Source organism: Streptomyces sp. NPDC111802, from assembly GCF_055634335.1.
The window spans coordinates 185,356-209,666 of sequence record NZ_JBVKCZ010000008.1; the positions used below are offsets into that span (position 1 = coordinate 185,356).

At 71.3% G+C, this 24,311-nt stretch carries 24 protein-coding genes; 12 read left to right on the forward strand and 12 right to left on the reverse strand.

The genetic code is table 11. The annotated features are described in order from the left end of the window. Positions 1 to 57 precede the first annotated feature (57 nt). A complete protein-coding gene (locus tag ACZ7NC_RS11270) occupies positions 58 to 285 on the forward strand; it encodes a DUF3107 domain-containing protein (RefSeq protein WP_031058845.1) in 228 nt (75 codons plus the stop codon). Between the two features lie 197 nt (positions 286 to 482). Continuing rightward, entirely contained in the window at positions 483 to 752 is a 270-nt protein-coding gene (locus ACZ7NC_RS11275) for a hypothetical protein (RefSeq protein WP_383418027.1), read from the forward strand. Between the two features lie 89 nt (positions 753 to 841). Here the strand turns inward: ACZ7NC_RS11275 and ACZ7NC_RS11280 are convergent, their stop codons facing one another. Further along, the gene (locus ACZ7NC_RS11280; RefSeq protein WP_471487007.1) at positions 842 to 1,606 is read right to left on the reverse strand and encodes a ferritin-like fold-containing protein; all 765 of its coding nucleotides are present in this window, start codon (positions 1,604 to 1,606) and stop codon (positions 842 to 844) included. A 472-nt stretch (positions 1,607 to 2,078) separates the two neighbouring features. Here ACZ7NC_RS11280 and ACZ7NC_RS11285 point away from each other — a divergent pair, with 472 nt between their 5' ends. Continuing rightward, on the forward strand, positions 2,079 to 4,562 hold the full coding sequence (locus tag ACZ7NC_RS11285) for a DEAD/DEAH box helicase (RefSeq protein WP_471487009.1): 2,484 nt from the start codon (positions 2,079 to 2,081) through the stop codon (positions 4,560 to 4,562). A gap of 214 nt (positions 4,563 to 4,776) precedes the next feature. Next, the gene (locus ACZ7NC_RS11290; protein ID WP_471487011.1) at positions 4,777 to 5,664 is read left to right on the forward strand and encodes an alpha/beta fold hydrolase; all 888 of its coding nucleotides are present in this window, start codon (positions 4,777 to 4,779) and stop codon (positions 5,662 to 5,664) included. Positions 5,665 to 5,680: 16 nt separating this feature from the next. Here ACZ7NC_RS11290 and ACZ7NC_RS11295 read toward each other — a convergent pair whose 3' ends face one another. Next, positions 5,681 to 6,574 carry an NYN domain-containing protein gene (locus ACZ7NC_RS11295; protein WP_471487013.1) on the reverse strand — a complete coding sequence of 298 codons (894 nt, stop codon included), beginning with the start codon at positions 6,572 to 6,574 and terminating at the stop codon, positions 5,681 to 5,683. A gap of 206 nt (positions 6,575 to 6,780) precedes the next feature. Between ACZ7NC_RS11295 and ACZ7NC_RS11300 the strand changes: the two genes are divergently transcribed. Next, positions 6,781 to 6,933: a hypothetical protein gene (locus ACZ7NC_RS11300; RefSeq protein WP_093747204.1), complete on the forward strand. Its 153-nt coding sequence runs from the start codon at positions 6,781 to 6,783 to the stop codon at positions 6,931 to 6,933. A 91-nt stretch (positions 6,934 to 7,024) separates the two neighbouring features. On the opposite strand, the gene ACZ7NC_RS11305 is transcribed toward ACZ7NC_RS11300, so the two are convergent. The 3 genes from ACZ7NC_RS11305 to ACZ7NC_RS11315 all read right to left on the reverse strand — a co-directional run bounded on the left by ACZ7NC_RS11305 (position 7,025) and on the right by ACZ7NC_RS11315 (position 9,384). Beyond that, the gene (locus ACZ7NC_RS11305; protein ID WP_471487016.1) at positions 7,025 to 7,630 is read right to left on the reverse strand and encodes a MarC family protein; all 606 of its coding nucleotides are present in this window, start codon (positions 7,628 to 7,630) and stop codon (positions 7,025 to 7,027) included. A gap of 63 nt (positions 7,631 to 7,693) precedes the next feature. Beyond that, positions 7,694 to 8,551, reverse strand: coding sequence for a PHP domain-containing protein (locus ACZ7NC_RS11310; protein WP_471487018.1), 858 nt, complete (start codon positions 8,549 to 8,551; stop codon positions 7,694 to 7,696). 191 nt (positions 8,552 to 8,742) lie between these two features. After that, positions 8,743 to 9,384, reverse strand: coding sequence for a DUF6758 family protein (locus ACZ7NC_RS11315; protein ID WP_471487020.1), 642 nt, complete (start codon positions 9,382 to 9,384; stop codon positions 8,743 to 8,745). A gap of 173 nt (positions 9,385 to 9,557) precedes the next feature. Here ACZ7NC_RS11315 and ACZ7NC_RS11320 point away from each other — a divergent pair, with 173 nt between their 5' ends. Further along, positions 9,558 to 10,784 (forward strand): MFS transporter, encoded by a 1,227-nt coding sequence (locus tag ACZ7NC_RS11320; RefSeq protein WP_471487022.1) that lies wholly within the window; start codon positions 9,558 to 9,560, stop codon positions 10,782 to 10,784. Positions 10,785 to 10,814: 30 nt separating this feature from the next. On the opposite strand, the gene ACZ7NC_RS11325 is transcribed toward ACZ7NC_RS11320, so the two are convergent. Continuing rightward, positions 10,815 to 11,399, reverse strand: coding sequence for a suppressor of fused domain protein (locus tag ACZ7NC_RS11325; RefSeq protein ID WP_471487024.1), 585 nt, complete (start codon positions 11,397 to 11,399; stop codon positions 10,815 to 10,817). A gap of 507 nt (positions 11,400 to 11,906) precedes the next feature. Here ACZ7NC_RS11325 and ACZ7NC_RS11330 point away from each other — a divergent pair. After that, the gene (locus ACZ7NC_RS11330; RefSeq protein ID WP_471487025.1) at positions 11,907 to 13,022 is read left to right on the forward strand and encodes a magnesium and cobalt transport protein CorA; all 1,116 of its coding nucleotides are present in this window, start codon (positions 11,907 to 11,909) and stop codon (positions 13,020 to 13,022) included. Positions 13,023 to 13,083: 61 nt separating this feature from the next. Beyond that, entirely contained in the window at positions 13,084 to 13,596 is a 513-nt protein-coding gene (locus tag ACZ7NC_RS11335) for a hypothetical protein (RefSeq protein WP_471487027.1), read from the forward strand. A 4-nt stretch (positions 13,597 to 13,600) separates the two neighbouring features. Here the strand turns inward: ACZ7NC_RS11335 and ACZ7NC_RS11340 are convergent, their stop codons facing one another. Beyond that, the gene (locus ACZ7NC_RS11340) at positions 13,601 to 14,347 is read right to left on the reverse strand and encodes a hypothetical protein (protein ID WP_471487028.1); all 747 of its coding nucleotides are present in this window, start codon (positions 14,345 to 14,347) and stop codon (positions 13,601 to 13,603) included. A 222-nt stretch (positions 14,348 to 14,569) separates the two neighbouring features. On the opposite strand from ACZ7NC_RS11340, the gene ACZ7NC_RS11345 reads away from it, so the two are divergent. The 3 genes from ACZ7NC_RS11345 to ACZ7NC_RS11355 are packed head-to-tail and all read left to right on the forward strand — an operon-like array spanning position 14,570 to position 17,652. Further along, complete coding sequence (locus tag ACZ7NC_RS11345) at positions 14,570 to 15,889, forward strand: magnesium transporter MgtE N-terminal domain-containing protein (protein ID WP_471487030.1); 1,320 nt, start codon at positions 14,570 to 14,572, stop codon at positions 15,887 to 15,889. Next, the gene (locus tag ACZ7NC_RS11350) at positions 15,879 to 16,475 is read left to right on the forward strand and encodes a DUF1003 domain-containing protein (protein WP_471487032.1); all 597 of its coding nucleotides are present in this window, start codon (positions 15,879 to 15,881) and stop codon (positions 16,473 to 16,475) included. The genes ACZ7NC_RS11345 and ACZ7NC_RS11350 overlap by 11 nt, the downstream gene beginning before the upstream one ends. A gap of 43 nt (positions 16,476 to 16,518) precedes the next feature. After that, on the forward strand, positions 16,519 to 17,652 hold the full coding sequence (locus tag ACZ7NC_RS11355; protein WP_471487034.1) for an Mrp/NBP35 family ATP-binding protein: 1,134 nt from the start codon (positions 16,519 to 16,521) through the stop codon (positions 17,650 to 17,652). A 54-nt stretch (positions 17,653 to 17,706) separates the two neighbouring features. Here ACZ7NC_RS11355 and ACZ7NC_RS11360 read toward each other — a convergent pair whose 3' ends face one another. The 5 genes from ACZ7NC_RS11360 to sigE all read right to left on the reverse strand — a co-directional run bounded on the left by ACZ7NC_RS11360 (position 17,707) and on the right by sigE (position 23,358). Further along, positions 17,707 to 18,375 carry a hypothetical protein gene (locus ACZ7NC_RS11360; RefSeq protein ID WP_471487036.1) on the reverse strand — a complete coding sequence of 223 codons (669 nt, stop codon included), beginning with the start codon at positions 18,373 to 18,375 and terminating at the stop codon, positions 17,707 to 17,709. A gap of 227 nt (positions 18,376 to 18,602) precedes the next feature. Continuing rightward, positions 18,603 to 19,043, reverse strand: a complete 441-nt coding sequence (locus ACZ7NC_RS11365) for a sec-independent translocase (RefSeq protein ID WP_471487038.1) — start codon at positions 19,041 to 19,043, stop codon at positions 18,603 to 18,605. 254 nt (positions 19,044 to 19,297) lie between these two features. Then, on the reverse strand, positions 19,298 to 21,340 hold the full coding sequence (locus tag ACZ7NC_RS11370) for a S1C family serine protease (protein ID WP_471487040.1): 2,043 nt from the start codon (positions 21,338 to 21,340) through the stop codon (positions 19,298 to 19,300). Positions 21,341 to 21,688: 348 nt separating this feature from the next. Then, positions 21,689 to 22,663 (reverse strand): anti-sigma factor family protein, encoded by a 975-nt coding sequence (locus ACZ7NC_RS11375; protein WP_471487042.1) that lies wholly within the window; start codon positions 22,661 to 22,663, stop codon positions 21,689 to 21,691. After that, the gene (gene sigE / locus ACZ7NC_RS11380) at positions 22,660 to 23,358 is read right to left on the reverse strand and encodes an RNA polymerase sigma factor SigE (RefSeq protein WP_471487173.1); all 699 of its coding nucleotides are present in this window, start codon (positions 23,356 to 23,358) and stop codon (positions 22,660 to 22,662) included. Before sigE ends, ACZ7NC_RS11375 begins: the two co-directional genes overlap by 4 nt. A 235-nt stretch (positions 23,359 to 23,593) precedes the next feature. On the opposite strand from sigE, the gene ACZ7NC_RS11385 reads away from it, so the two are divergent. Beyond that, the gene (locus tag ACZ7NC_RS11385) at positions 23,594 to 24,292 is read left to right on the forward strand and encodes an O-methyltransferase (RefSeq protein ID WP_471487174.1); all 699 of its coding nucleotides are present in this window, start codon (positions 23,594 to 23,596) and stop codon (positions 24,290 to 24,292) included. Positions 24,293 to 24,311: the final 19 nt, after the last annotated feature.

Consider the following 24,311-nt stretch of genomic DNA (forward strand, 5'->3'; position numbering starts at 1 on the left):
GTGCTGGGTACGGCGCGCAAGGTCGCGCACTTCACTGACCGTCGGAGGGACATAGCCGTGGAGGTCAAGATCGGCGTGCAGCACGCGCCCCGCGAGATCGTTCTGGAGAGCGGGCAGAGTGCCGAGGAGGTCGAGCGGGCGGTGGCCGAGGCGCTGGCCGGAAAGACGCAGCTGCTGAGCCTCGTGGACGAGCACGGCCGCAAGGTCCTGGTCCCGGCCGACCGTCTGGCCTACGTGGAGCTCGGTGAGCCGGCCCCGCGCAAGGTGGGCTTCGGCGCGCTGTAGAAAGCCGCGGTGCAAAAAGGGCGTACCGCCTGCACAGACATGACGGGAGGGCCCGGCGACGACGGTCGCCGGGCCCTCCCGTCATGTCCACGGACGGAGCACAGGCCGCTCACAGGGGAGGATTGCATTCCGCAGGTCAGGGGTATGACGGGCTACGACCGTTTCGAGCAGGTCGGCCATGTGGGAGGGACCCCAACATGCTCTTGGAAGCGCTCAGCTCCGCGATCCTCGGCCTGGCCCTGGCATGGGCCGCCGCACGCCGCCTGCCGCACCGCCTGCCCGCCCGCTCGCTGGTGCTGCCGACGGGTGTCGCCGGAGCGCTCTTCGGCGCCTTCATCACGCACACCGCGCTCGACTTCGGCAACCTCTTCGTGATCCTCGTCGGCGCGGCGATCGTCTCCGCCGCCTCCCTCTCCCTGCTGGTACGCCCCGCGGGAAGACTGAGCCGTCACTCGGCGACCGCGTAGACCCTGAGGACCGGCCGCCGGAGGAGTGACGCCGATGGCCACCGCCGACGCCGGTCCGGGCAATCTCACGCGATGAAGAGGCCCGGCACCTACGCCGCAAGCCCCAGGGCAGCCATCCGCTTCGTGTGCGCCTCGGTGATCCGCGAGAACATCTTGCCGACCTCCGCCAGATCGAACCCGTCCGCGACCCCGCCCACGAGCATCGTCGACAGCGCGTCCCGGTCGGCGACCACCCGCTGCGACTGGGACAGCGCCTCGCCCATCAGCCGCCGCGCCCACAGCGCGAGCCGGCCGCCCACCCGCGGATCGGCGTCGATGGCGGCCCGCACCTTCTCCACGGCGAACGACGCGTGCCCGGTGTCGTCGAGCACGGCGAGCACCAGCCCGCGCGTGTCCGAATCGAGCCGCGCCGCGACCTCCCGGTAGAAGTCACTGGCGATCGAGTCACCGACGTACGCCTTGACGAGGCCCTCCAGCCAGTCCGAAGGCGCCGTCTGCTTGTGGAAGCCGTCCAGCGCGGCGACGAACGGCTCCATCGCCTCGGTCGGCTCGGCCCCGACCTCGGTCAGCCGGTCCCGCAGCTTCTCGTAGTGGTGGAACTCCGCCGACGCCATCTTCGCCAGCTCCGCCTTGTCCGCCAGCGTCGGCGCCAGCTTGGCGTCCTCCGCCAGCCGCTCGAATGCCGCCAGCTCCCCGTAGGCCAGCGCGCCGAGCAGGTCGATGACAGCGGCCCGGTACTGCGGATCGGCGGAGGCCCGCGCCCAGTCCTGGGCGGCGCCCCCGGTGTGTTCGACGGTCGAGTCGGCGGTGTCGGAGGCATCAGGGGTGTGGTCAGGCGTCGTCATGAAGCGCACAATAGCCCGCTCGCCGCGCCACGGAAGTCCCTGGTCAATCACTGTGACGCCGACTACGTGACCAATTCGGCCATCGCATGTGCGCGTTTCCGGGGTATGGTGGTAATGCGCCCGCTGAGTACTCTGATGTATTCGACGGGCCGCACGTTATGAGGATGCCCGGTCGGTGGCCCGATCGGCTCCGACCCGACAGCCCTCCCTGGCCGTACGGCACTGTGCGTACGACGACCGGAGGGACACCCTCAGCGGTACGAGCGCTAGAGCGTCGGCAGTGGTCCCGTGTCCTACGGCCAATCCGTATGGCAGCCGACGTCCCCGGCACGGTCCGTCAACGACCCCCGCGCTCGCCTCGCACCGCGCACACAGAAGAGGCAGCACCCTGACTACGACTTTCCGAGAGCTCGGAATCCTTCCCGAGACCGCCGAGGCCCTTGAGGCCGTCGGCATCATCAACCCCTTCCCCATCCAGGAGATGACCCTCCCCGTCGCCCTCTCCGGCACGGACGTCATCGGCCAGGCCAAGACCGGCACCGGCAAGACGCTGGGCTTCGGTCTCCCGCTCCTGGAGCGCGTCACCGTCCCCGCCGACGTGGAGGCCGGACGCGCCAAGCCCGAGTCCCTCACCGACGCCCCGCAGGCGCTCGTCGTCGTCCCCACGCGCGAGCTGTGCACGCAGGTCACCAACGACCTGCTGACCGCCGGCAAGGTCCGTAACGTCCGCGTTCTCGCCATCTACGGCGGCCGGGCGTACGAGCCGCAGGTCGAGGCCCTCAAGAAGGGCGTCGACGTCATCGTCGGCACCCCGGGCCGACTGCTGGACCTCGCGGGTCAGAAGAAGCTCAACCTCAAGCACATCAAGGCGCTCGTGCTCGACGAGGCCGACGAGATGCTCGACCTGGGCTTCCTGCCCGACGTCGAGAAGATCATCAACATGCTGCCGGCCCGCCGCCAGACCATGCTGTTCTCGGCGACCATGCCGGGCGCCGTCATCGGCCTCGCGCGCCGCTACATGTCGCAGCCCACCCACATCCGCGCCACCGCGCCGGACGACGAGGGCCAGACGGTGCGCAACACCGCGCAGTTCGTCTACCGCGCGCACAACATGGACAAGCCCGAGATGGTCGCGCGCATACTGCAGGCCGACGGACGAGGACTGGCCATGGTCTTCTGCCGTACGAAGCGCACGGCGGCCGACCTCGCCGACCAGCTCCAGCAGCGCGGCTTCGCCGCCGGCGCGGTCCACGGCGACCTCGGCCAGGGCGCCCGCGAGCAGGCGCTGCGCGCCTTCCGCAACGGCAAGGTGGACGTCCTCGTCTGCACCGACGTCGCCGCCCGCGGCATCGACGTCGAGGGCGTGACGCACGTCATCAACTACCAGTCGCCGGAAGAGGAGAAGACGTACCTGCACCGCATCGGCCGTACGGGCCGCGCGGGCAACACGGGTACGGCGATCACGCTGGTCGACTGGGACGACATCCCGCGCTGGCAGCTGATCAACAAGGCGCTGGAGCTGAACTTCAACGACCCGCCGGAGACGTACTCCACGTCCCCGCACCTCTTCGAGGAACTGAAGATCCCCGCCGGCACCAAGGGTGTCCTGCCCCGCGCGGAGCGCACGCGCGCCGGGCTGGCGGCGGAGGAGCTGGAGGACCTCGGCGAGACCGGCGGGCGCGGTGCACGCGCTCGCGGTGGCCGGGGCGGGGGCGGCCGGGACGAGTCCCGCTCCTCCTCGTCGGACCGTGAGCGCCCGGCGCGGACCCCGCGTCGTCGCCGCCGTACCCGTGGCGGGACCCCGCTGGACGGGGCGTCGGTGCCTGCCGCCGGTTCCGGGACCCCGGAGGAGACCGCCGAGGCCACCCCGGCGGAGTCCGTCACGGCAGCGCGCACCCCGCGCCGCCGTCGCCGCACCCGCAATGGAGCGCTGACCGAGACCCCGGCCGTGGCAACGGCTGCCGAGGACGCCGCAGAGGCCGCCGTCACCACGGCGGAGGGCCCGTCCCTGGACGCCCCCGAGGACACCGCGGCCAAGCCGCGCCGCCGCCGTACGCGCAAGTCGGCGGAGCCGGCGGTGACTTCGCCGGAGAACGCGCCGGTCGCGGAGGCCGTACAGCCGTCCGAGAGCGCCACGGCGCCGATGGAGACCGAGGAGGCCCCCGCCACCAAGCCTCGCCGCCGCACCCGCAAGGCGACGGCCGCGGCGGAGACCGCGCTCGACACGGCCGAGGCCGTCACCGAGCCCGTACAGCAGGCCCCGGAGACGACGGAGCCCGCACCGCGCCGCCGCACCCGCAAGGCAACGGCCGCAGCGGAAGCCGCCGTCGACACGGCCGAGGCCGCCGAGGCCAAGCCCAAGGTGCGCCGCACCCGCAAGACCGCGGTGGCCACCGAGGCCGCCGAGATTCCGGCCCAGACGGCCCAGCCGGCCCAGGAGCCGGAGGCCGCCGAGGCCAAGCCGAAGGCACGCCGCACCCGCAAGGCCGCGGAGGCCGCCGTCGACACGGCCGAGGCCGTGGAGACGAAGCCGCGCCGTACGCGCAAGGCGGCGGCCACCGCCGAAGCCGCAGTGGACGTCGTCGAGGCTGTGGAAGCCAAGCCGCGCCGTACGCGCAAGGCTGCCGCGACCGTGGCCGAGCCGGAGGCCGCCGAGGCCAAGCCCCGCCGGACCCGCAAGACGGCGGCCTCGGCCGAGGCCGCCGTGGACACGGCCGAAGCCACCGAGGCCAAGCCCAAGGCGCGCCGCACCCGCAAGACCGCGGCGTCCACCGAGGCCGCCGAGGTCGCCGGCATCCCGGCCCAGGCCACGCAGGAGCCGGCGGCCGCGGAGGCACCCGCCCCGCGCCGCCGCACCCGCAAGGCCGCGGCGACCGTGGGGGCCGCCGACGGTACGGCCGAGGCGAAGCCCAAGGTCCGCCGCACCCGCAAGGCCACGGCCGCCGCGGAGCCGACGGAGGGCTGATCTCCCTTACGACGGCCCGGTCCCGCTGCACGCGGGGCCGGGCCGTCGGCGTTCCCGGGCCGAGCGGGCCGGTCCCGCCCTCCAAGGCCACCGCACCACCCGCCGGCCCGTCCGGCGCTTCAGGACGAGGCCCTGGGGGCGGCAGCCCCAGGGACGGGACGGGTAGGGGCGGCGGGGGGCGAATCCCCTGGACGGCACCGGCTACCCTCCCCCCGTGACCACCCAACCCGCCTTCACCCCGCCCCCGAACGCCCGCGCCTACCCCCTCCACACCACCCGCGGCACCTTCGCCGTCGTCGACCACCCGGCCACCCCCGGCGTCGAACCCCGAGGCGTCGCCATGCTGCTCCCCGGATTCACGGGCAGCAAGGAGGACTTCACACTCATGCACGAGCCGCTGGCAGACCGCGGCTACCGCACCGTCGCTATCGACGGACGCGGACAGCATGAGTCGGACGGACCCGAGGACGACGAATCCGCTTACGCGCGGGGCGAGTTGGCCAGGGACGTCCTCGCCCAGGCATCGGCTCTCGGCGCCAGCAACGGCCCCATCCATCTCCTCGGCCACTCCCTGGGCGGCCAGATCTCCCGCGCGGCGGTCCTCCTCGACCACACGCCGTTCCGGTCACTGACCCTCATGGCGTCGGGCCCGGCCCAGATCTCCGACTCCCAGCAGCAGCGAGTGAAGCTGCTGCGGGACGCCCTCGCGGTGATGACGATGGCCGAGACCTGGGAGGCGATCCGCGCGATGGGGCCCCCGGAGGAGGTCGGCGGCCCGGCCCGCGGCATCGGCGGCCAGGAACTGCTGCGCCGCCGATGGCTCGGCACGAAGCCCGCCCAACTCATCACCACCGGGCGTCAGTTGTGCTCGGAGCCGGACCGCGTCGACGAACTCGCCGCCCTCCCGCTCCCGTTCCACGTCCTGTCGGGCGCCACCGACGACACCTGGCCGGTCCCGGTCCTCGACGACATGGCCACCCGGCTGAAGGCCCGCCGCACGGTCATCCCCGGCGCCGAGCACTCCCCCAACGCCGACCAGCCCCTGCGCACGGCCCAGGCCGTGGCCGACTTCTGGGACACCATCAACAGCGCTGACGCCTAGTACCGGCAGGGCACGGCTAGTACTGCGCCTGAAGGTGCTCCCAGAACCCGTCCCGCAGCGCCCGCCGCAGATCCGCCTGTCCTCGCAGCGAGTACTGGAGCAAGCCCTCCGCCTCCACGAGCAGATCCTGGTCCACCGACCCGGGAAGGTACGGATGCCCGGGCAGCAGCTCGACCAGCGACTCCCGTCCCCGCGCGGCGAGCCACTTCGCCGCGATCTGGGCGCCGACGAACCGGACGTCCTCCCGCGTCGGCCGGGCCCCCGCCGCCTCGTACGCGGCGGCCGTGCGCCGGGAGACGTACGGCTTGAAGAAGTCGAGGTCGAAGGTGCGCTGGCTGTCGACCTCCCAGAGCAGCGGCTCGGCCTGGTTACGGCCCTCGGGTGCCTCGATCCCCCACAGGTGCACCCGCGCCCCGTAGCCCTGCGCCGCCTCGACCGCCGACACCAGGTCCTCGTCCCCGCCGAGCAGGGCCGCGTCGCTGATGGCGCGGTGTCTGGCCAGGGACTCCAGATCGGTCCGGATCAGTGAATCGACGCCCTTTTGCTGGTTGTTGGCGTTGAGGTTGCCCAGCCGCACCTTCACATCGGGGAGTTCGGCGATCGACTGCTGCTCCGCGGTGTGGATGCGGCGCCGCGCGCCGTCGTACCAGTAGACCCGCAGCAGCCTGCTGTCCGCGAAGATCGTGCGCGCCCGGTCGATGAGCGCCTCGATCAGTCCCTCGGCGTCCAGATCGAAGGCCCGGCGATCCTCCGTCCCGGCGACCAGCCGCCCCGCGGCCGCGTACAGGTATCCCGCGTCGACGAAGATCGCGTGGGTCGAGGGCGTCTTCGCCACCTCGGCGAGCATGCGTTGCAGCAGCTCGTTGGTGCGGTCGATGCGGGCGGCGAGTGCGCCGAGGTCGTCGTTCATTGCCTACATTGTCCCGGCGGTCACGCTGCGAACACAACCGGTCCCGGTCGGTCCCCCCTTGATCACCGACCAGCCGTTTACCGGTCAGTATTTAGACACTGAAAAAATTTCGTTAGCGTAGGGAATGTTTGCGACGCGAAGCAGGTTGATACCCGTGTGACCAAGTAGTTCTCCTCAGGAGGATGACCAGACGAAGGGAGAAGCCAATGCGCTTCGAAATCATGCGACTCGACGAGTTCGACGGCACGCCCGTGGACAGCACCGTCGTGGACGCCGCCTCCGTCAACCGGATCGTTCAGCAGGCCGCAGCGACCGGCCAGCGGCTCTGGATCCGACCGGCCGAGACCACGGCCTCATAACAGGCGCGGATCACCGCAGTAGCTTCGAAGCCCCCGTACGGCACACGCCGTACGGGGGCTTCGCGCATCGAGAGCTTCCCGGCCATGGGGCTCAGCCGCCCTGGATCACCTGGGTGACCCCGTTGATGATCTGCTGCACGGCGATCGCCGACAGCATCATGCCCGCGAGCCGGGTCACCAGCACCACGCCGCCGTCCTTGATGACCCGGATGATCAGCAGCGAGTACCGCATCACGAGCCAGAGCACGACATGGATGGCGAGGATCGCCGACCACACCGAGACCTGCGTGGCGACGCTGCCGGCCTTCTGCACGGCGAGGATGACGGACACGATCGCGCCCGGCCCGGCCAGCAGCGGCATGCCCAGCGGGACCAGGGCGACATTGACGTCCTTGGTCTGCTTGGGCTCGTCCGTCTTGCCGGTGAGCAGGTCGAGCGCGATCAGCAGGAGCAGCAGCCCGCCCGCGATCATCAGCGCGGGGACGGAGACATGCAGATAGTCGAGGATCTGGTGGCCGAGGAGCCCGAACACCGCGATCACACCGCCCGCCACACAGACGGCCTGGAAGGCCATCCGCCGCTGCACCTTGGCCGGCCGGCCGGCGGTGAGCGCGAGGAAGATCGGGGTGATCCCGGGGGGATCCATGATGACGAACAGGGTCAGGAAGAGGGAGCCGAAGACGGCAACGTCGAACATGGGTGCCTTGCGGAGAAACGGAACGAACGGGACGCGAGCGTGCGGAGTGTGACGGGGTGAGCCTCAGACCCCGCCGGTCCCCGGCACGGGAAACGCCCCGGTGGCCCGCCGCGTGATCTCCCCGTACACCTCGGGGTCCGTCGTGTACTCGCCGAGCACACATGTCTTGCGGCTGCCGTGGTAGTCACTGGACCCGGTGACCAGCAGCCCCAGCTCCTTCGCCAGCCCGCGCAGTCGCGCCCGTGTGTCGGGGTCGTGGTCCATGTGGTCGACCTCGATGCCGTCGAGCCCGGCCGCGGCCAGCTCGGCGATGGCGGCCTCCGGCACCGTACGGCCCCGCTTGCTCGCGGCGGGGTGCGCGAACACCGTCACGCCGCCCGCGGCCGTGACCAGCCGGATCGCCTCGAAGGGGTCGGTCTCGTGCTTCTCCACGAAGGCCCGTCCGCCGTCGGCCAGCCAGTCCTCGGTGAAGGCGTCGCCCACGGTCGGTACGACCCCGAGCTCGACCAGCGCGGTGGCGACATGCGGCCGCCCGACCGAGCCGTCCCCGGCGATCCGCAGGACCTGCTCCCAGGTGACGGGCACGCCCAGCCCGTTGAGCTTGGCGACCATGCCCTGGGCCCGGGGCACCCGGTCGTCGCGCACGAGCTCCCGCTCGGCGAGCAGCGCGGGCTCCTCGGGATCGAAGAGGTAGGCCAGCATGTGCATGCTGATGCCGTCGATACGACAGGACAGCTCGGCGCCCGTGACGAGGGTGAGCCCCTCCGGCAGCGCGGCGATGGCCTCGGCGTACCCACGGGTGGTGTCGTGATCGGTGAGCGCAACGACGTCGAGCCCGGCCGCGGCGGCGTTACGCACCAGCTCGCCCGGCGTGTCCGTACCGTCGGAAGCGGTGGAGTGGGTGTGCAGATCGATACGCACGACGCGAACTCCAGTCGATGACGATACGGAAGGGACCGCTCAAGGATAACCGTATTTTCAACGACCCCTGTCACACCCGCACGCCACGAGCGCCCCCTACACTCGCCACCCCACAGGCACGGGGAAGCGCGCGACCGACCACGAACGACCCGCAGCCGCCGGACGAACGACACCCCCGCCCCCGGCGGGCGCTACGGCCCGAGCAAGCGCGGCGACAACGCTCCGCACGGCACCAGCTCCACCTCGGCCCCCGCGTCCCGCAGATCGGTCAGCACCAGCTCGTCGTACATCAACAACCCCGACTGCTCGGGCCACACCACGGCCCACAGCCACATCCCGAGCGCCTCTCCCGCGAACACGGCACGATCGTCGGGCGTACCCGACACATGCCACAGCGGCGTCGGACGCCCGGCGGCGAGAACCTTGGCCTGGGGTGGCTTCTCGACGTTCATGTACGGCCCCGGGTCCGGACCGTCGGTGCCGGCGTAGCGTGCGCCGAGGCCGACGCCGAGCTCCTCGGCGACCAGGATCAGCTCGCCCATGCCGCCGAGCGGGCCGGGTCCGGAGCAGGCCACGGCGGTCGCTCTGCCGCCACTGCGGTCGTCACCGGCGCTTGCCACCCCGGTGAACAGCCAGCCGATCGGCAGCGGCCACGGCATCCACACCGGCACCTGGGTACGGTGCACGACCACATCGAGGGCCTCGACGCTGGGCGGGATCACGGGCTGCACCGGATGCACGGTGCCGTGCACATCGCACTGCCAGGTGTCGGCGAAGAGACCGGGAGCCCTGACCCGGCCACCACACTTCGGGCAACTGGGTTCGCCCCTCATAGGCCCCCACGGTCCTACCCCTACTGCGTCACGTCAAGGACGATCACCCGTCCGGGCGGAACCGGTCCGGCAAACCCGGATCCCGTCAGAATATAGATGTAGCTTGCATTAATTAGCTTGGCTAACATATTCTGCAGGTCAGCCAACCACCTCAGTCCGGATTGGAGAACGGCATGGACCCCTTCGACGCGGGAGCGGGCGGCCTCCTACGGCAGCCGCGGGCCGTGTGGGCGACCGCCGGCGCGTCCGTCGTCGCCTTCATGGGCATCGGACTCGTCGACCCGATCCTGCCGTCCATCGCCGGCGGCCTGAACGCCACGGCCGGCCAGGTCTCCCTGCTCTTCACCTCGTACTTCCTCATCACCGCCGTGGCGATGCTGATCACCGGCTTCGTCTCCAGCCGCATCGGCGGCCGCAGGACCCTGCTGCTCGGCCTCGCGTTCGTGGTCGTCTTCGCCGGGCTCGCCGGCACCTCCGGATCGGTCGGCGAACTGGTCGGGTTCCGGGCGGGCTGGGGGCTCGGCAACGCGCTCTTCGTCTCCACCGCCCTCGCCGTCATCGTCGGCGCTGCGGCGGGAGGCAGCGCCGCGGCGATCCTCCTGTACGAGTCCGCCCTCGGCCTGGGCATGGCGTGCGGCCCGCTGCTGGGCGCGCTGCTGGGCGACGCCAGCTGGCGCTACCCGTTCTTCGGTACGGCCTTCCTGATGGCCGTCGGCTTCCTGTGCATCGCGGCGTTCCTGAAGGAGCAGCCCAAGCCGGCCCGCAAGACCTCGCTGCTGGACCCGATCAAGGCGCTCGGCCACGGCGGCCTGGCGTCCGCGGCCATCTCGGCGTTCTTCTACAACTACACGTTCTTCACCGTGCTGGCCTTCACACCCTTCGTGCTGAACATGAGCCCGTACCGGTCGGGCGCGGTGTTCTTCGCCTGGGGTGTGCTGCTCGCCGTGTTCTCGGTGATCGTGGCGCCGCGTCTGCAGAAGCGGTTCGGTTCGCTGAAGGTGCTCGGCGGCTCGCTGACGCTGCTCGCGGTGGACGTGCTGGTCCTCGGCTACGGCGACCACACCACCGCCGCCGTCTGCACGATCCTGTCCGGCGCTTTCATCGGCGTGAACAACACCGTCTACACGGAACTGGCCCTCGGCGTCTCGGACGCGCCGCGCCCGGTGGCAAGCGCGGGCTACAACTTCGTGCGCTGGTTCGCGGCGGCGGCCGCGCCCTACTTCGCGCCGAGGATCGAGGAGTGGACCGGCAGCCTCCGCATCCCGTTCGTGGTGGCGGCGGTGACGGCCGCGGCGGGCGCGCTCGTGGTCGTCGTACGGCGCAGGGCGCTCACGAACGAGGCCGAGGAGCTGGAGGCACGGCACGCTACCGAGGACAGTGTCACCGTGTTCGCCAACTGACGGTTTTCGGCCACCAGCTGGTGAGGTTACTCACTCCAGCGGGACGGACCTGCGGGCGGGATCCCGAAGGTCCGTCCCGTTCGAGAGCCAGCGCTCCTGGAGGGCCTGGGCGCCGTGCACGCGCTTCCAGGCCGCCTCGTTCGGGGTCATCGGGAGCAACGGCAGGAAGCGCACGGGATCGAGGGGCTCGTCGAGTTCCAGGTCCTCGACCAGGCCGCCCGGCTCGGCGACCAGGACCGTGGTGAACGGAGCGCCGGGCCACAGCGGTTCACCGACGTCCAGGGAGGCACCGGGGGCCACGATCACACCCTCGACCTGCGGGGACGCGGCGAGCACGGCGAGCGGACGGAGCACCTTGTCGGTGTCGGCGACCCCGGCGCGGACCGAGAGGACCAGCTCCGTGCGCGGGCCCTTGACCGGGTCGGCGACCATCGCGGTGGGGTCGTTCATGGGCTGCGCGGACATGCCGAGCGTGGCGTAGCGGACGATGTCGCCCTGCTGGAAACGGAGCACCTCGATGCGCTCCGTACCGAGAAAGGTGACCGCCGCGCGGGCGTCCGGTTCGCCGAGCGCGGTGCGCAACCGGGCCTCGACCAGGGGGAGAACATCAGCCATGCCGCGAGCATAGAACTCGTCAGTACCGGGCAAAGCAGCGCCTTGACACTTCAGTCGGCTGATACTCTTGCCCGGTGTTCGGGGCAGCATGCGGAAGCTTTGCGATCGAGTCCCGGCGCGGAGGTTGAGACTCCCCTACGGGGAACCCCGAACGGGGTATGGAACGTCCCTCACGAGGGACCGGCCGGAGGAGGTGGGGCTGTCATGGATCGAAGTCGACCGTGCAGTACCACTCGCTCTTCCCGCCGCTGATGTAGCTGATTCGGCTGTCCTCTCGCCGACCGCCGCCTTTCATGCTCGCGTCCTCACGCGGAAGAGCACTTCGTTTCGCTTTGCCTGATCGGTCCGATCTGAATCAGCAACGAAGCCCACATCACCGCGACGGTGCGGTGCTCCCCGCTTTGTGGACGTGCCAAACATCCTGAGGTCAGGACGTCCCCATTCCGGGCAGTTCCAACCGTGCCGCGGTCCTCCACGCTTCGTTGCCCGTCGCGAAGGAGCCTGCTCATGTCGATGATCCGCGACCTGCGTGCCGTCGTCCGCCCGTCCCGCGTCTCGCTGCGCAAGGACAACGGCGCGTACGACACCACCCGCGACCCCGCGACGCCCTCGGCCGTCGTCGACTGCGCCGTCTACCGGCACGGCGCCCGGGTCGAGACCCCGGGGGGCCTGACCCCGCACGAGGCGATGCGCCAGGTGCGCCGGGACGGCGGCTTCGTCTGGATCGGCCTGCACGAGCCGACCGAGGCCGAATTCTCCGGTATCGCAAGCGAGTTCGGGCTGCACCCGCTGGCCGTCGAGGACGCCGTGCAGGCTCACCAGCGCCCGAAGCTGGAGCGCTACGACGACTCCCTGTTCACCGTCTTCAAGACCATCCACTACGTCGAGCACGACGAACTCACCGCCAACAGCGAGATCGTCGAGACCGGCGAGGTCATGTGCTTCACCGGACGGGACTTCTTCATCACCGTCCGGCACGGCGGTCAGGGCTCGCTGCGCGCGCTGCGGCACCGCCTCCAGGACGACCCCGAGCTGCTCGCCAAGGGTCCGTCGGCCGTGCTGCACGCCATCGCCGACCATGTCGTCGACGGGTACGTCGCCGTCGCCGACGCGGTGCAGGACGACATCGACGAGGTGGAGACGGAGGTCTTCTCGCCGGGGCGCAAGGGCACGCCGCGCGGTACCGACGCGGGGCGGATCTACCAACTCAAGCGCGAGGTGCTGGAGTTCAAGCGCGCGGTGTCGCCACTGCTGCGTCCCATGCAGCTGCTGAGCGAGCGTCCGATGCGGCTGATCGACCCGGACATCCAGAAGTACTTCCGCGACGTCGCCGACCATGTCGCGCGCGTGCACGAGCAGGTCATCGGCTTCGACGAGCTGCTCAACTCGATCCTCCAGGCCAACCTCGCGCAGGCGTCCGTCGCCCAGAACGAGGACATGCGGAAGATCACGTCGTGGGCCGCGATCATCGCCGTACCGACGATGGTGTGCGGTGTGTACGGCATGAACTTCGACTACATGCCGGAGACGCACTGGAAGTACGGCTACCCGGTGATCATGAGCATCACGGTCACCATCTGTCTGGGCATCCACCGCACGCTGAAGCGGAACGGCTGGCTCTGACCGGGCCGGATGCGTGCGGACGGCCCCGACCGGCCTTGGCACGGCTGGATAGTCTTGGGCCATGACAAGCGAGCTGCTCGACCAGGCCCTCGTCGAGGAGGCCACGAAGAAGTCCGGCCTCATCTGGGTCAAGGGGCCCGGTCACCCGGCCCGAGCACTGTGGCACGTGTGGCACGAGGGTGCGGCGTGTGTCGTCGGCGACGGTCCGGGCGAGCAGCCGCTGCCGGGACTCACGGACGGCGCCACGGCCGAGGTGACGGTCCGCAGCAAGGACAAGGGCGGCCGGCTGGTCTCCTGGTCGGCGAAGGTCGTCGAACTCACCTCGGGCTCCGAGCAGTGGGAGGCGACGGTCGCCGAGCTGAAGGGCAAGCGCCTCAACGCGCCCGACGGCGAGGCCATGCCGTCCCGCTGGGCGAGCGAGTGCCGGGTGCTGCGCCTGGAGCCGACGGGCACCAGGGCCGCATTGCCGGACGGCTCCCTGGCCGAGGCCCCGCTGCCCTCCCCGGCGACGACCCGCCAGCCGATCCCGGCGGGGCTGCCGCGTCTGCTGCTCAAGAAGAAACGGCGCCGCTAGGCGGTCACGACGTCGGCAGCTGCTTGCCGTAGTCCACTGTGTCGCCCTTGCTGGGCTTCTCCAGCGGGAAGTCGTCCCCCCAGGACGCGAAGGTCAGCGTGCCCGCGCCGCCCCCCCGGGTCAGGCGCAGGGGGTACGGCGTGCCCTCCAGGGAGACGTCGAGGGTGCCGCCGGAGCCCTTGTCGCCGGTGATGCGGATGGTGCGGGTGCCCTCCTGCTCGTGGTGGCCGTCGGTGGCCAGCGCGCCGTGCAGGGTCAGCAGGCCGTCGAGGAGCACGTCCTTGTCGGTGAAGCCGCTGAACTTCTTGTACGCCGGGTCGCCCTGCGGCACCTTCACATACTTGCCGCTCAGCTTGTCCACGGCCGCGGCATCCGCCTTGCCGTCGCCGCCCGCGTCGCTCCAGAACCCGGCGTCGGCCTTCAGATACAGCTGCTCACCGATCCGCAGCAGCTGGAACGTCGACCCCTGCGCGGTGACCGACCCCGCCGCGCCCTCGGACTTCAGCCGCATGTCCAGCTTGTAGGTACGCCCGCTGGTCACCACGTTCCCGGACAGGCGCACCGCCTCGGCGGACTCGGCGGCCGCACGGGTCTTGCGCTGGATCTCGGCGGCCGGCAGCTTCCCGACCCCGTTGGTGCCCTCGTCCGGGTCCTCGCTGCATCCGGTCAGTCCCGTTCCCGACACGACCAGGGCGCACATGGCGGTCACCAGCGCGGCCCGGCGCGTACGACCCTGGGGAATCGCAGTCACAGGTGGGGCTGCCTTTCTGTCGTGGGACCTGAGCGGCGTACGGCAGCGTACCGGCACGTCACCCGCCGGGCGGAGCCAGTCCGTCCGGACCTCTCACCAGGGCGTATCGGATCCGGACGGGCTAGCCTGAAGCCCACCCGAGCGGGCAATTCGGATATGCCGCACGGCCAGCGCACCCGCGACAGCAACACCGCACACCCCGGACGCAAAGGAGCCTCAGCCATGGCAGCCGGCGCTCCCCGGATCTTCGTCTCGCATCTCGCCGGCATCGCCGCCTTCGATCCGAACGGCGACCAGGTGGGGCGCGTCCGCGATCTGGTCGTCATGCTCCGCGTCGGCCGACGCCCCCCGCGGGTGCTCGGCCTCGTCGTCGAACTGTCCACCCGGCGCCGCATCTTCCTGCCCATGACCCGCGTCACCAGCGTCGAGTCGGGCCAGGTCATCACCACCGGCGTGCTCAACGTCCGCCGCTTCGAGCAGCGTCCCACCGAGCGCCTCGTCTTCGGCGAGCTCCTCGACCGGCGCGTCACCCTCGTCGAGACCGGCGAGGAGGTCACTGTCCTCGATCTGTCGGTCGTGCAGTTGCCGGCGCGCCGGGACTGGGAGATCGACAAGGTGTTCGTACGCAAGGGCGGCAGGAGCGGCGCCTTCCGGCGGGCCAGGGGCGAGTCGCTGACCGTCGAGTGGTCCGCCGTCACCGGGTTCTCCCTGGAGGAGCAGGGCCAGGGCGCCGAGAGCCTGCTCGCCACCTTCGAGCAGTTGCGCCCCGCCGACCTCGCCAACGTCCTGCACCACCTCTCCCCCAAGCGCCGCGCCGAGGTCGCCGCCGCCCTCGACGACGACCGCCTGGCCGACGTGCTCGAGGAGCTCCCCGAGGACGACCAGATCGAGATCCTCGGCAAGCTGAAGGACGACCGCGCCGCCGACGTCCTGGAGGCCATGGACCCGGACGACGCCGCCGACCTGCTCGGCGAGCTCCCGACGGACGAGCGGGAGCGGCTGCTGAGCCTGATGCAGCCCGCCGACGCGGCCGACATGCGCCGCCTGATGGCGTACGAGGAGCACACGGCCGGCGGTCTGATGACGACCGAGCCGATCATCCTGCGCCCCGACGCCACCGTCGCCGACGCCCTCGCCCGCGTCCGCAACCCCGACCTGTCCCCCGCCCTCGCCGCCCAGGTCTACGTCTGCCGCCCGCCCGACGAGACACCCACCGGCAAGTACCTCGGCACGGTCCACTTCCAGCGCCTGCTGCGCGACCCTCCGTACACCCTGGTCAGCGCGCTGCTCGACGAAGCCCTGGAGGCACTGGAGCCGGACGCCGCACTGCCGGTCGTCGCAGGGTTCTTCGCGACGTACGACATGGTCGCGGCGCCCGTCGTGGACGACTCGGGGTCGCTGCTGGGCGTGGTGACCGTGGACGACGTACTGGACCACATGCTGCCCGACGACTGGCGGGAGACGGAGTTCCGCCTGGACGAGGAGACTGGCGAGCGCATGGACGAGGGCGTCGGCGAGGGGGGGTCGGGGCATGGCTCCTGAGCGTGAGAGCACGCGCGAGCGCACGGTGTCGGGCGCCACCGCGGCCTCCCGGGCGCCTCGCGCGCGCCTCGACCAACCCCGCCCGCCGCGCCGCCGGATCCTGCCCGAGTGGGACCCGGAGGCCTTCGGACGGCTCTCGGAGCGTGTCGCCCGCTTCATCGGCACCGGGCGGTTCCTCGTCTGGATGACGGTCGTGATCATCGTGTGGGTGCTGTGGAACATCGCCGCACCGAGCGACCTGCGCTGGGACGAGTACCCGTTCATCTTCCTGACCCTGGTCCTGTCCCTGCAGGCCTCCTACGCCGCCCCGCTGATCCTGCTCGCGCAGAACCGGCAGGACGACCGCGACCGGGTCAACCTCGAACAGGACCGCAAGCAGAACGAGCGGTCCATCGCCGACACCGAGTACCTGACCCGCGAGATCGCCGCCCTGCGCATCGGCCTGGGCGAGGTCGCCACCCGTGACTGGATGCGCTCGGAACTGCAGGACCTGACGAAGGAGCTGGAGGAGCGGCACAACGGTCACCGCGAGCACGGGGTATTCCCGGCAGATCGGTCTCGCGGACGTGACGTAGACGACCGCTGACGGGCTTACCGGGGCATGGCCACCGAGCCGTACCATCGTCCTTATGGCTACGGAAGACGCGGTGCGCGAGGCACTGGCGACGGTGAACGACCCCGAGATCAACCGCCCCATCACCGAACTGGGGATGGTCAAGTCGGTGGAGATCGGTGCGGACGGTGCGGTCGCGGTCACCGTGTACCTGACGGTCTCCGGCTGCCCGATGCGGGAGACGATCACGCAGCGCGTGACGGACGCGGTCTCCCGGGTCGACGGCGTCACCCGCGTCGACGTCACGCTCGACGTGATGAGCGACGAGCAGCGCAAGGAGCTGGCGAACGCCCTGCGCGGCGGCACCGCCGAGCGCGAGGTCCCCTTCGCCAAGCCGGGCTCGCTGACCCGCGTGTACGCGGTCGCGTCCGGCAAGGGCGGCGTCGGCAAGTCGTCCGTGACGGTCAACCTGGCCGCGGCGATGGCGGCCGACGGCCTCAAGGTGGGCGTCGTCGACGCCGACATCTACGGCCACAGCGTGCCGCGCATGCTGGGCGCGGACGGGCGTCCGACCCAGGTCGAGAACATGATCATGCCGCCGTCCGCGAACGGCGTGAAGGTCATCTCCATCGGCATGTTCACGCCGGGCAACGCCCCGGTGGTCTGGCGCGGTCCGATGCTGCACCGCGCGCTCCAGCAGTTCCTCGCGGACGTGTACTGGGGCGACCTGGACGTCCTGCTCCTCGACCTGCCGCCCGGCACCGGCGACATCGCGATCTCCGTCGCCCAGCTGGTCCCGAACGCCGAGATCCTGGTCGTCACGACCCCGCAGCAGGCCGCGGCCGAGGTCGCCGAGCGGGCCGGCTCCATCGCCGTCCAGACCCATCAGAAGATCGTCGGCGTGGTCGAGAACATGTCGGGCCTGCCCTGTCCGCACTGCGGCGAGATGGTCGACGTCTTCGGCACGGGCGGCGGCCAGGTCGTCGCGGACGGCCTCACCCGCACGACCGGCGCGAACGTCCCGGTCCTCGGCAACATCCCCATCGACGTCCGCCTCCGCGAGGGCGGCGACGAGGGCAAGCCGGTGGTCCTGACGGATCCGGACAGCCCGGCGGGGTCCGCGCTGCGCGCGATCGCGGGGAAGCTCGGAGGACGGCAGCGGGGTCTGTCGGGACTGTCGCTGGGGATCACGCCGAAGAACAAGTTCTGACACGCCCCCAGCCCTACGTCGAAGGGGCGCCGCACCACGTGCGGCGCCCCTTTGTCATGCGTAGGCGGCGATGTCCTTGATCATGGCGAAGCCGAGACCGTACGCGCTCATGCCTCTCCCGTACGCCCCCACATGGACCCCGGTCTGAGTGGACCCGGCCAGCACCCAGCCGAACTCCGACTCCCGGTAGTGGAAGGGCGTGGGCACCCCGTCCACCGGCAGGGACAGGGTCGACCAGTCCGGACCGGCCAGGTCGTCCGCGAGGGCCCACGCCGTCTCGGTCTGCTGCTCCAGCCAGTCGTCGCGGAGCGTGTGGTCCATCTGTCCCGGCCAGGTGAACGACAGCAGCCCCACCCCTGCGAGCCACGCCGCCGAGGACACCGACGTGGCCTCGAGCAGCCCCGTACCGTCGGCGCTCCGCCGGGACGGATTCGCCGCGACGGTCACCACGACCGCGAACTTCTGCCGGTCCTCCGTCCCCTCATGCCGTACGGAGGGCTCGTCGCCGTGCCCGATCGATCCGTGTTCCACGGCGCCGTCGGCCGCCGTCCCGACCTGCATCAGCCAGCGCGGCCCCGTGAACGCCTCGTCGAGGCCGTACCACGGGAAGGGCGCCAGCAGGTAGCCGTCGACCGTGTGCCGGGCAGAGGGGACCTGCTGTCCGCTCTCCGCGGCCGGTTCCTGCGCGACTGCGCGACTCGTCGTATGACTCGTCGTGTCCATGTGCCCGGACGCCTCCTCGCTCTCGCCGGACCAGCCCGGCCCGCCCCCCTTCGGGCGTACTCGTCCGGTCCGCACAACAACTCGGCAGCATAGCCACACCGCTCTGGGCGGCCGGGAAACCGCCCGGCGCGTGGAGCGCGCAGACGGCAGGTTCAGGCCGTGCGCGACCCGGGCGGAGTATGAGAAGCGTCACGTATGAGCGGCGCCCGCTCCCCTGTTCGTACGACTCAGGTGGCGTCCGCGTCGTAGGGCGGGCGCTCCTCGCGGGGGCCCTCGGGCTTCTTCGTCATGTCGATGCTGCCGCCGGAGGACGCGGCGGAGCCGGAGGGGGACGACGACTCCGAGTCACGTCCGTGGACGGAGTCGGTGACCTCGGCCATCTCCTTCTTCAGGTCGAAGCCGTTACGGATCTCCTTCAGCCCCAGGTCGTCGTTGTCCAGCTGCTTGCGGATGAACGTCTTGGGGTTGAGGTCCTCGAACTCGAAGTCCTTGAACTCCGGGCCCAGTTCCTGCCGGATGTCCTGCTTGGCGCTCTCCGAGAACTCGCGGATCTTGCGGATCGTCCGCGTGACGTCCTGGATGAGCTTCGGGAGCTTGTCCGGACCGAAGACGAGCACGGCGAGGACAACGAGCGTCACCAGCTCGAGCGGTCCTATGTCATTGAACACCTGAAGCTCCTTGCGATGTCCTCGGTCCTCGGCCCTCGGCCCTCGGCGGTCTGGGTGGTTCCGTGGTCCGGGCCGGATCCACGGTACCCGGCGATCCGCTACGACCGGTACTGTCCCGAGGCCTCCGAATGCGGGTGGGCGTGCGGTTTTCCGGGTTGTTTGCCTTGTCAGGGCCCGTGCGGGGTGGTGACACGGGCCACGTTGAGAGGTTTCTGTGAGTCTCGGTCCCCGGTCGTTCCCCGCTCGGTTCGCGCTCAGTCCCCGCTGGACGAGCCCAGCGTCAGGGAGATCGTGACCTCCTTGCCGCCGCGCTCCAGGGTCAGTTCGAGCCGGTCGCCGGGGCGGTGGGCGCGGGTCTTGACGATGAGTTCCTCGCCGGAGTGGACACGCTGTCCGTCGACCTCGGTGATGAGGTCGCCCGGCTTGATGCCGGCCTTGTCGCCGGGACCGCCCTCGGTGACCGCGGGGCCACCGTCGCTGCCCTTGGTGCCGACCCGGGCGCCGTCGCCGGCGTAGTCCATGTCGAGGGTGACGCCGATGACCGGGTGGGTCGCCCTGCCGGTGTTGATCAGCTCCTCGGCGACACGCCTGGCCTGGTTGACCGGGATGGCGAAGCCGAGGCCTATGGAGCCGGCCTGGCCGCCGTCGAGCTCGGAGCCGCTGTCGGCGGAACGGATCGCGGAGTTGATGCCCACGACCCGGCCCTGGGCGTCGAGGAGGGGGCCGCCGGAGTTCCCCGGGTTGATGGGGGCGTCGGTCTGCAACGCGTCCACGTACGACACGTCGCTCCCGTCGCTCTCGCCGCCGGCCGTGATGGGCCGCTCCTTGGCGCTGATGATGCCGGAGGTGACGGTGCCCTCCAGGTCGAAGGGTGCGCCGATGGCGACGACGGGGTCACCGACCTGGATGTTGTCGGAGTTGCCGAGCGGCAGGGGTGTGAGCCCGCTGACACGGCTGACCTTCACGACGGCGAGGTCGTAGCCTGCGTCCCGTCCGACGACGGTGGCCTTGGCGGTGTCACCGCTGTGGAAGGTCACCGATATCTCGCCGTCGTCGCCGGCCGGTTCGACGACGTGGTTGTTCGTGAGGATGTGCCCGCGGTCGTCGAGCACGAACCCGGTGCCGGTGCCCTGCTCCTCGCTGCCGCTGACATGCAGCGTCACGACACTGGGCAGGGCACGCGCGGCGATCCCGGCGACACTGTCCGGCGCCCGCCCGCTGGACTCGGCGCCGGCCTGCGGCAGCTCCACGTCCCCCACACCGCCGTTGCGTTCCAGATACGCCCCCACGACACCACCGACGCCCCCCGACACCAGCGCGAGCAGCAGCGCTCCGACGAGAAGCACCTTCTTGGCCCGCTTACGCCGCTGCTGCCGGCTGGCGACAGCGGCGCCGTTCTGCTGGAGGGGGGCGGCGGGGAGGGGCGCGGGCTGGGCCCAGGGGTCGTAGTTCTGCCAGGGGTTGGTGGGGGGTGGGGTGTCGGTGGGGTGAGGGGTGGTGGGGTGGGGGGTGATGGGGGGTGCGGGTGTCGGCTGGGCGGGGATGGCCGGGGTTGCGGCGCCGTGCACCGAAGGTGACTCCTGGGCGGGCATGCCCGGGGGCGACGCCGGGACGGAACCGGTTGGGGCCACCGGGGCCGACGCGGGAGCGGGGACACCGACAGCCTGAGCGGCGGCGAGGGCGGGGGCGGACACGCCGACGGCCGGGACCGGGGCTGCGGCCGAGGGCACGGGCGCAGGGTGCGCCGGAGCCTGAGCGCCCTGCGCCGGGGCGGGCGAAGCGGGCGGGGACGGCATCGGTGCGGCGGTCCCGTGCGCGGGCGTCGTCGCCGGGTGCTGGACCGGCGGGGCGGGAGCCCAGGGGCCGGGCTCGCCGTAGGGCGGGGTGCTGTAGGGGTCGGGGTCGTGCAGGGGCTTGGGGCGCTCATCCGCGGGGTCCTCGGGAGCCGAGGCTGCCCCGTCGGCAGACTCCGCGATCACGGCACCGGCATCCTCGGCGGGCCGCTCCAACTCGAAGTCGCCGTCAGCGGATACCGCCCCACCGCCGCTCGCGGCAGGCGGCAGCTCGAAGTCGCCGCCACCAGAAGCAGGCCGAAGCTCGAAGTCACCGTCCGCCGAAGCCGCACCGTCGCCGGCCGCGCTCGCCACCGGCCGCGCCAGCTCGAAGTCACCGTCCGCGTAGGCAGCGGCGCCCCGCTCACCGGCACTTGCCGACGCCATGTCCGAAACACCCGGCGCCGTCTCCTGCGGCCGAGACCGGCTCCACCACTTCGCCTTCGCGGGCTTCCCCTCGTTCATGCTCTGCTTCCTACTCGCTGCTGACCGTGGCTCGAGTAGGACGCCTCGCTCGGTGCCGCGTCCGCACGGACACGGCCGGAGTCCGGCTGGGCAGCCTGCGTGGAGCGGCCGTCGATCGGCCGTGGTTCCCTGGCACGCCTCCGAGGAACCGCCAGGCCGAACGCCTACTCAACTCTGCGCTGTCGCGCTCGACTTCCCTCGGGAAACCGGCGACTTCGTGCTACCTCCCCCACCTGCACGCGGCGACAACGGCGACCGCGGTTCGTCCACTGCGCGCCCGGCCGACAGGCACGGCGCGCGGCCCACCCCGGATTCAATCAGGTTCGTGGGCCGCTGCGCAGAGGCTGGTCAGCGGTCGCTGGCCGAAGAGGCGGAGGAGGACGACGTCGCGTCGGGGACGGGTGCGGCGAGCAGGCCCGGAGTCGCCGTGGTCACGGTGTCCTTGGACCACGTGGTCAGGGTGAGGGGCGGGGTCGCGCTGAGCGGACGTATCAGCGGGGACATGGCTGCCGCGCCGGCCACCACGGGCGCCGTCAGGGTGTGCATCTCCTGGTCGGCGGGCTGGGCCGGCATTCCGGGCAGAAGCGGGGCCGACACCTTGGTTGATGCCGTCGGGGTGTCGAGCGAGCGCTGGCCCTGTCCCTGTGCGAGCAGCGGGCCGGGTCCGCGGCGGCGCTGGTTCTCGGGTGCCGTGGTGGTGCCGGAGCCCTGGGTCCGCGCCGGCGTCACATTGCTGCCGGACCCGGAGCCGCCGCGCGCCTCCGCGTCGGTCGGGGCGGTCGTCGTGACACCGCCCAGTGCGATGGCGGCCAGCGACACCGCGCCCGCCGCGACGAACGCGAACCGCAGGCGCGACGACGCGGAGCGGTCGGCGTCATGACGGCCCACGGGGTGGGTCCGGAAGCCGCCGTCCGAGCCGGGGAGCGCCGGGACGTGCGAGCGTGCCGGGACGTATCCGAACTCGAAGCGGTCGCTGCGCTTCACGCCGAAGACGCCGGTGGCGCCGGGCCGTCCCGACAGTCCGCCGAATCCTCCCCCGCCCAGCGGCGAGCCGCCGCCGTCCAGGTCACCTCCCCCGGGGAGCCCCTGAAGGCGGGCCAGGAAACTCTCGGAGGGAGGCGGCGGGGCCGCCTCCGCGAAGACGTTCTTCAGCCGGCGCTGGGCGTCGACCTCGGACTTGCACTTGGCGCAGGTCGCCAGGTGCGCCAGGACGCGCTCACGCGTCTCATGACCGAGCTCTCCGTCGACGAGGGCGGAGAGTCGGTCGCCAAGATGCTGCTCGGCCAGGAGCCGTTCGGCGGGGTTGGGTCGGGTGCCACTCACGCGGTCGTGCCCCCTCCCCCCAGCGCGGCCACACGCGGCACGAAGGAGCGGCGCTCGGCGCGCGCCTCCGGCGAGCGGTGGGCGAGGGCCTTGCGCAGCTGCGAGCGGCCTCGGTGGATACGGGACCGGACGGTGCCGAGCTTGACGCCCAGGGTCGCGGCGATCTCCTCGTACGACAGTCCTTCGATGTCGCACAGGACGACCGCGGCGCGGAACTCGGGCGCGAGGGTGTCGAGGGCCTGCTGGACGTCCGCGTCGAAGTGCGCGTCGTTGAAGACCTGCTGGGGTGAGGGCTCCTTGCTGGGCAGCCGCTCGGCGGCGTCCTCGCCCAGCGCGTCGAATCGGATGCGCTGCTTGCGGCGGACCATGTCCAGGAAGAGGTTGGTGGTGATGCGGTGCAGCCAGCCCTCGAAGGTGCCCGGCGTGTACGTCGACAGGGAGCGGAAGACGCGGACGAAGACCTCCTGGGTGAGGTCCTCGGCGTCGTGCTGGTTGCCGGTGAGGCGGTACGCCAGTCGGTAGACGCGGCCGCTGTGCGTGCTGACGATCTCCTCCCAGGTGGGCGGAGTCCACGCCTGCCCGTCCGCGTCGGTGGAGAAGGTCGCGGTCTGGGCGTAGTCGCCGGCGTGGCTGTGGTCAGCGGTGTCGTTCACGGATTTCGGCCTGCCCGCCGATCCGAGGAAGCGCCGCAGCACTCCTCCCCGATCCACAGGCGCAGCCGCACCTCCCCTGTCGGCTCTGGTGGTGTCCAGTGGAGCCCCTACCATAGCCACCTCGCCCGTTAGCTCCGGATAAGCGGTTTTACGAGAATTTGATCTGGGCTGACACGGCTGGTGCGCCTGCGTCAGCACTTGCTCGCGGCCTTGCTCGTCGTCGTGATCCAACTGTGTCCCCCCGCTCGTCTTCCCACCCCTCTAAACGCGCGGTCCCATCTGCGGGTTCCCGGCCGCAACGGATACAGTCACGCCGAGGCAACCACGGGGACAGGAGAGGGCCATTACCGGCAACCGGCAGACGAGCTGGGCGTTCGCCGACGCCTACGTCGCCGAGGACGAAGTCCTGCGCTGGGCCCGGGACCGGGCCCGTGAGGCGGGGCTGCGCTCGGTGTCGCCCGGCACGGGCGCCGCGCTGCGATTGCTGGCCGCCTCCGTGGACGCGAAGGCGGTGGCGGAGATCGGCACCGGCACCGGCGTCTCCGGTATCCATCTTCTGCACGGCATGCGCGCCGACGGCGTCCTGACCACCGTCGACCCCGAGCCCGAGCACCAGCAGTTCGCCCGGCAGGCCTTCCGCGCCTCCGGCTTCGCCAGCAACCGCGCCCGCTTCATCCCGGGCCGCGCCCTGGACGTCCTGCCCCGTCTCGCGGACGCGGGATACGACCTCGTCTTCTGTGACGGCGACCGGCTGGAGTTCCTCGACTATCTCGCTGAATCGTTGCGCCTGCTGCGTCCGGGTGGCCTCGTCGTCTTCGAGGGCGTCTTCACCAACGGCCGCACGGTCGACTCGGGCCCACAGCCCACCGAGGTCATACGCATCCGGGAGCTGCTGCGCGCGGTGCGCGAGAGCCAGGAGCTGGTGCCGTCGCTGCTGCCGGTGGGGGACGGGCTGCTGTGCGCGGTCAAGCGCTGAGCACCTGAGGGGCCGTACG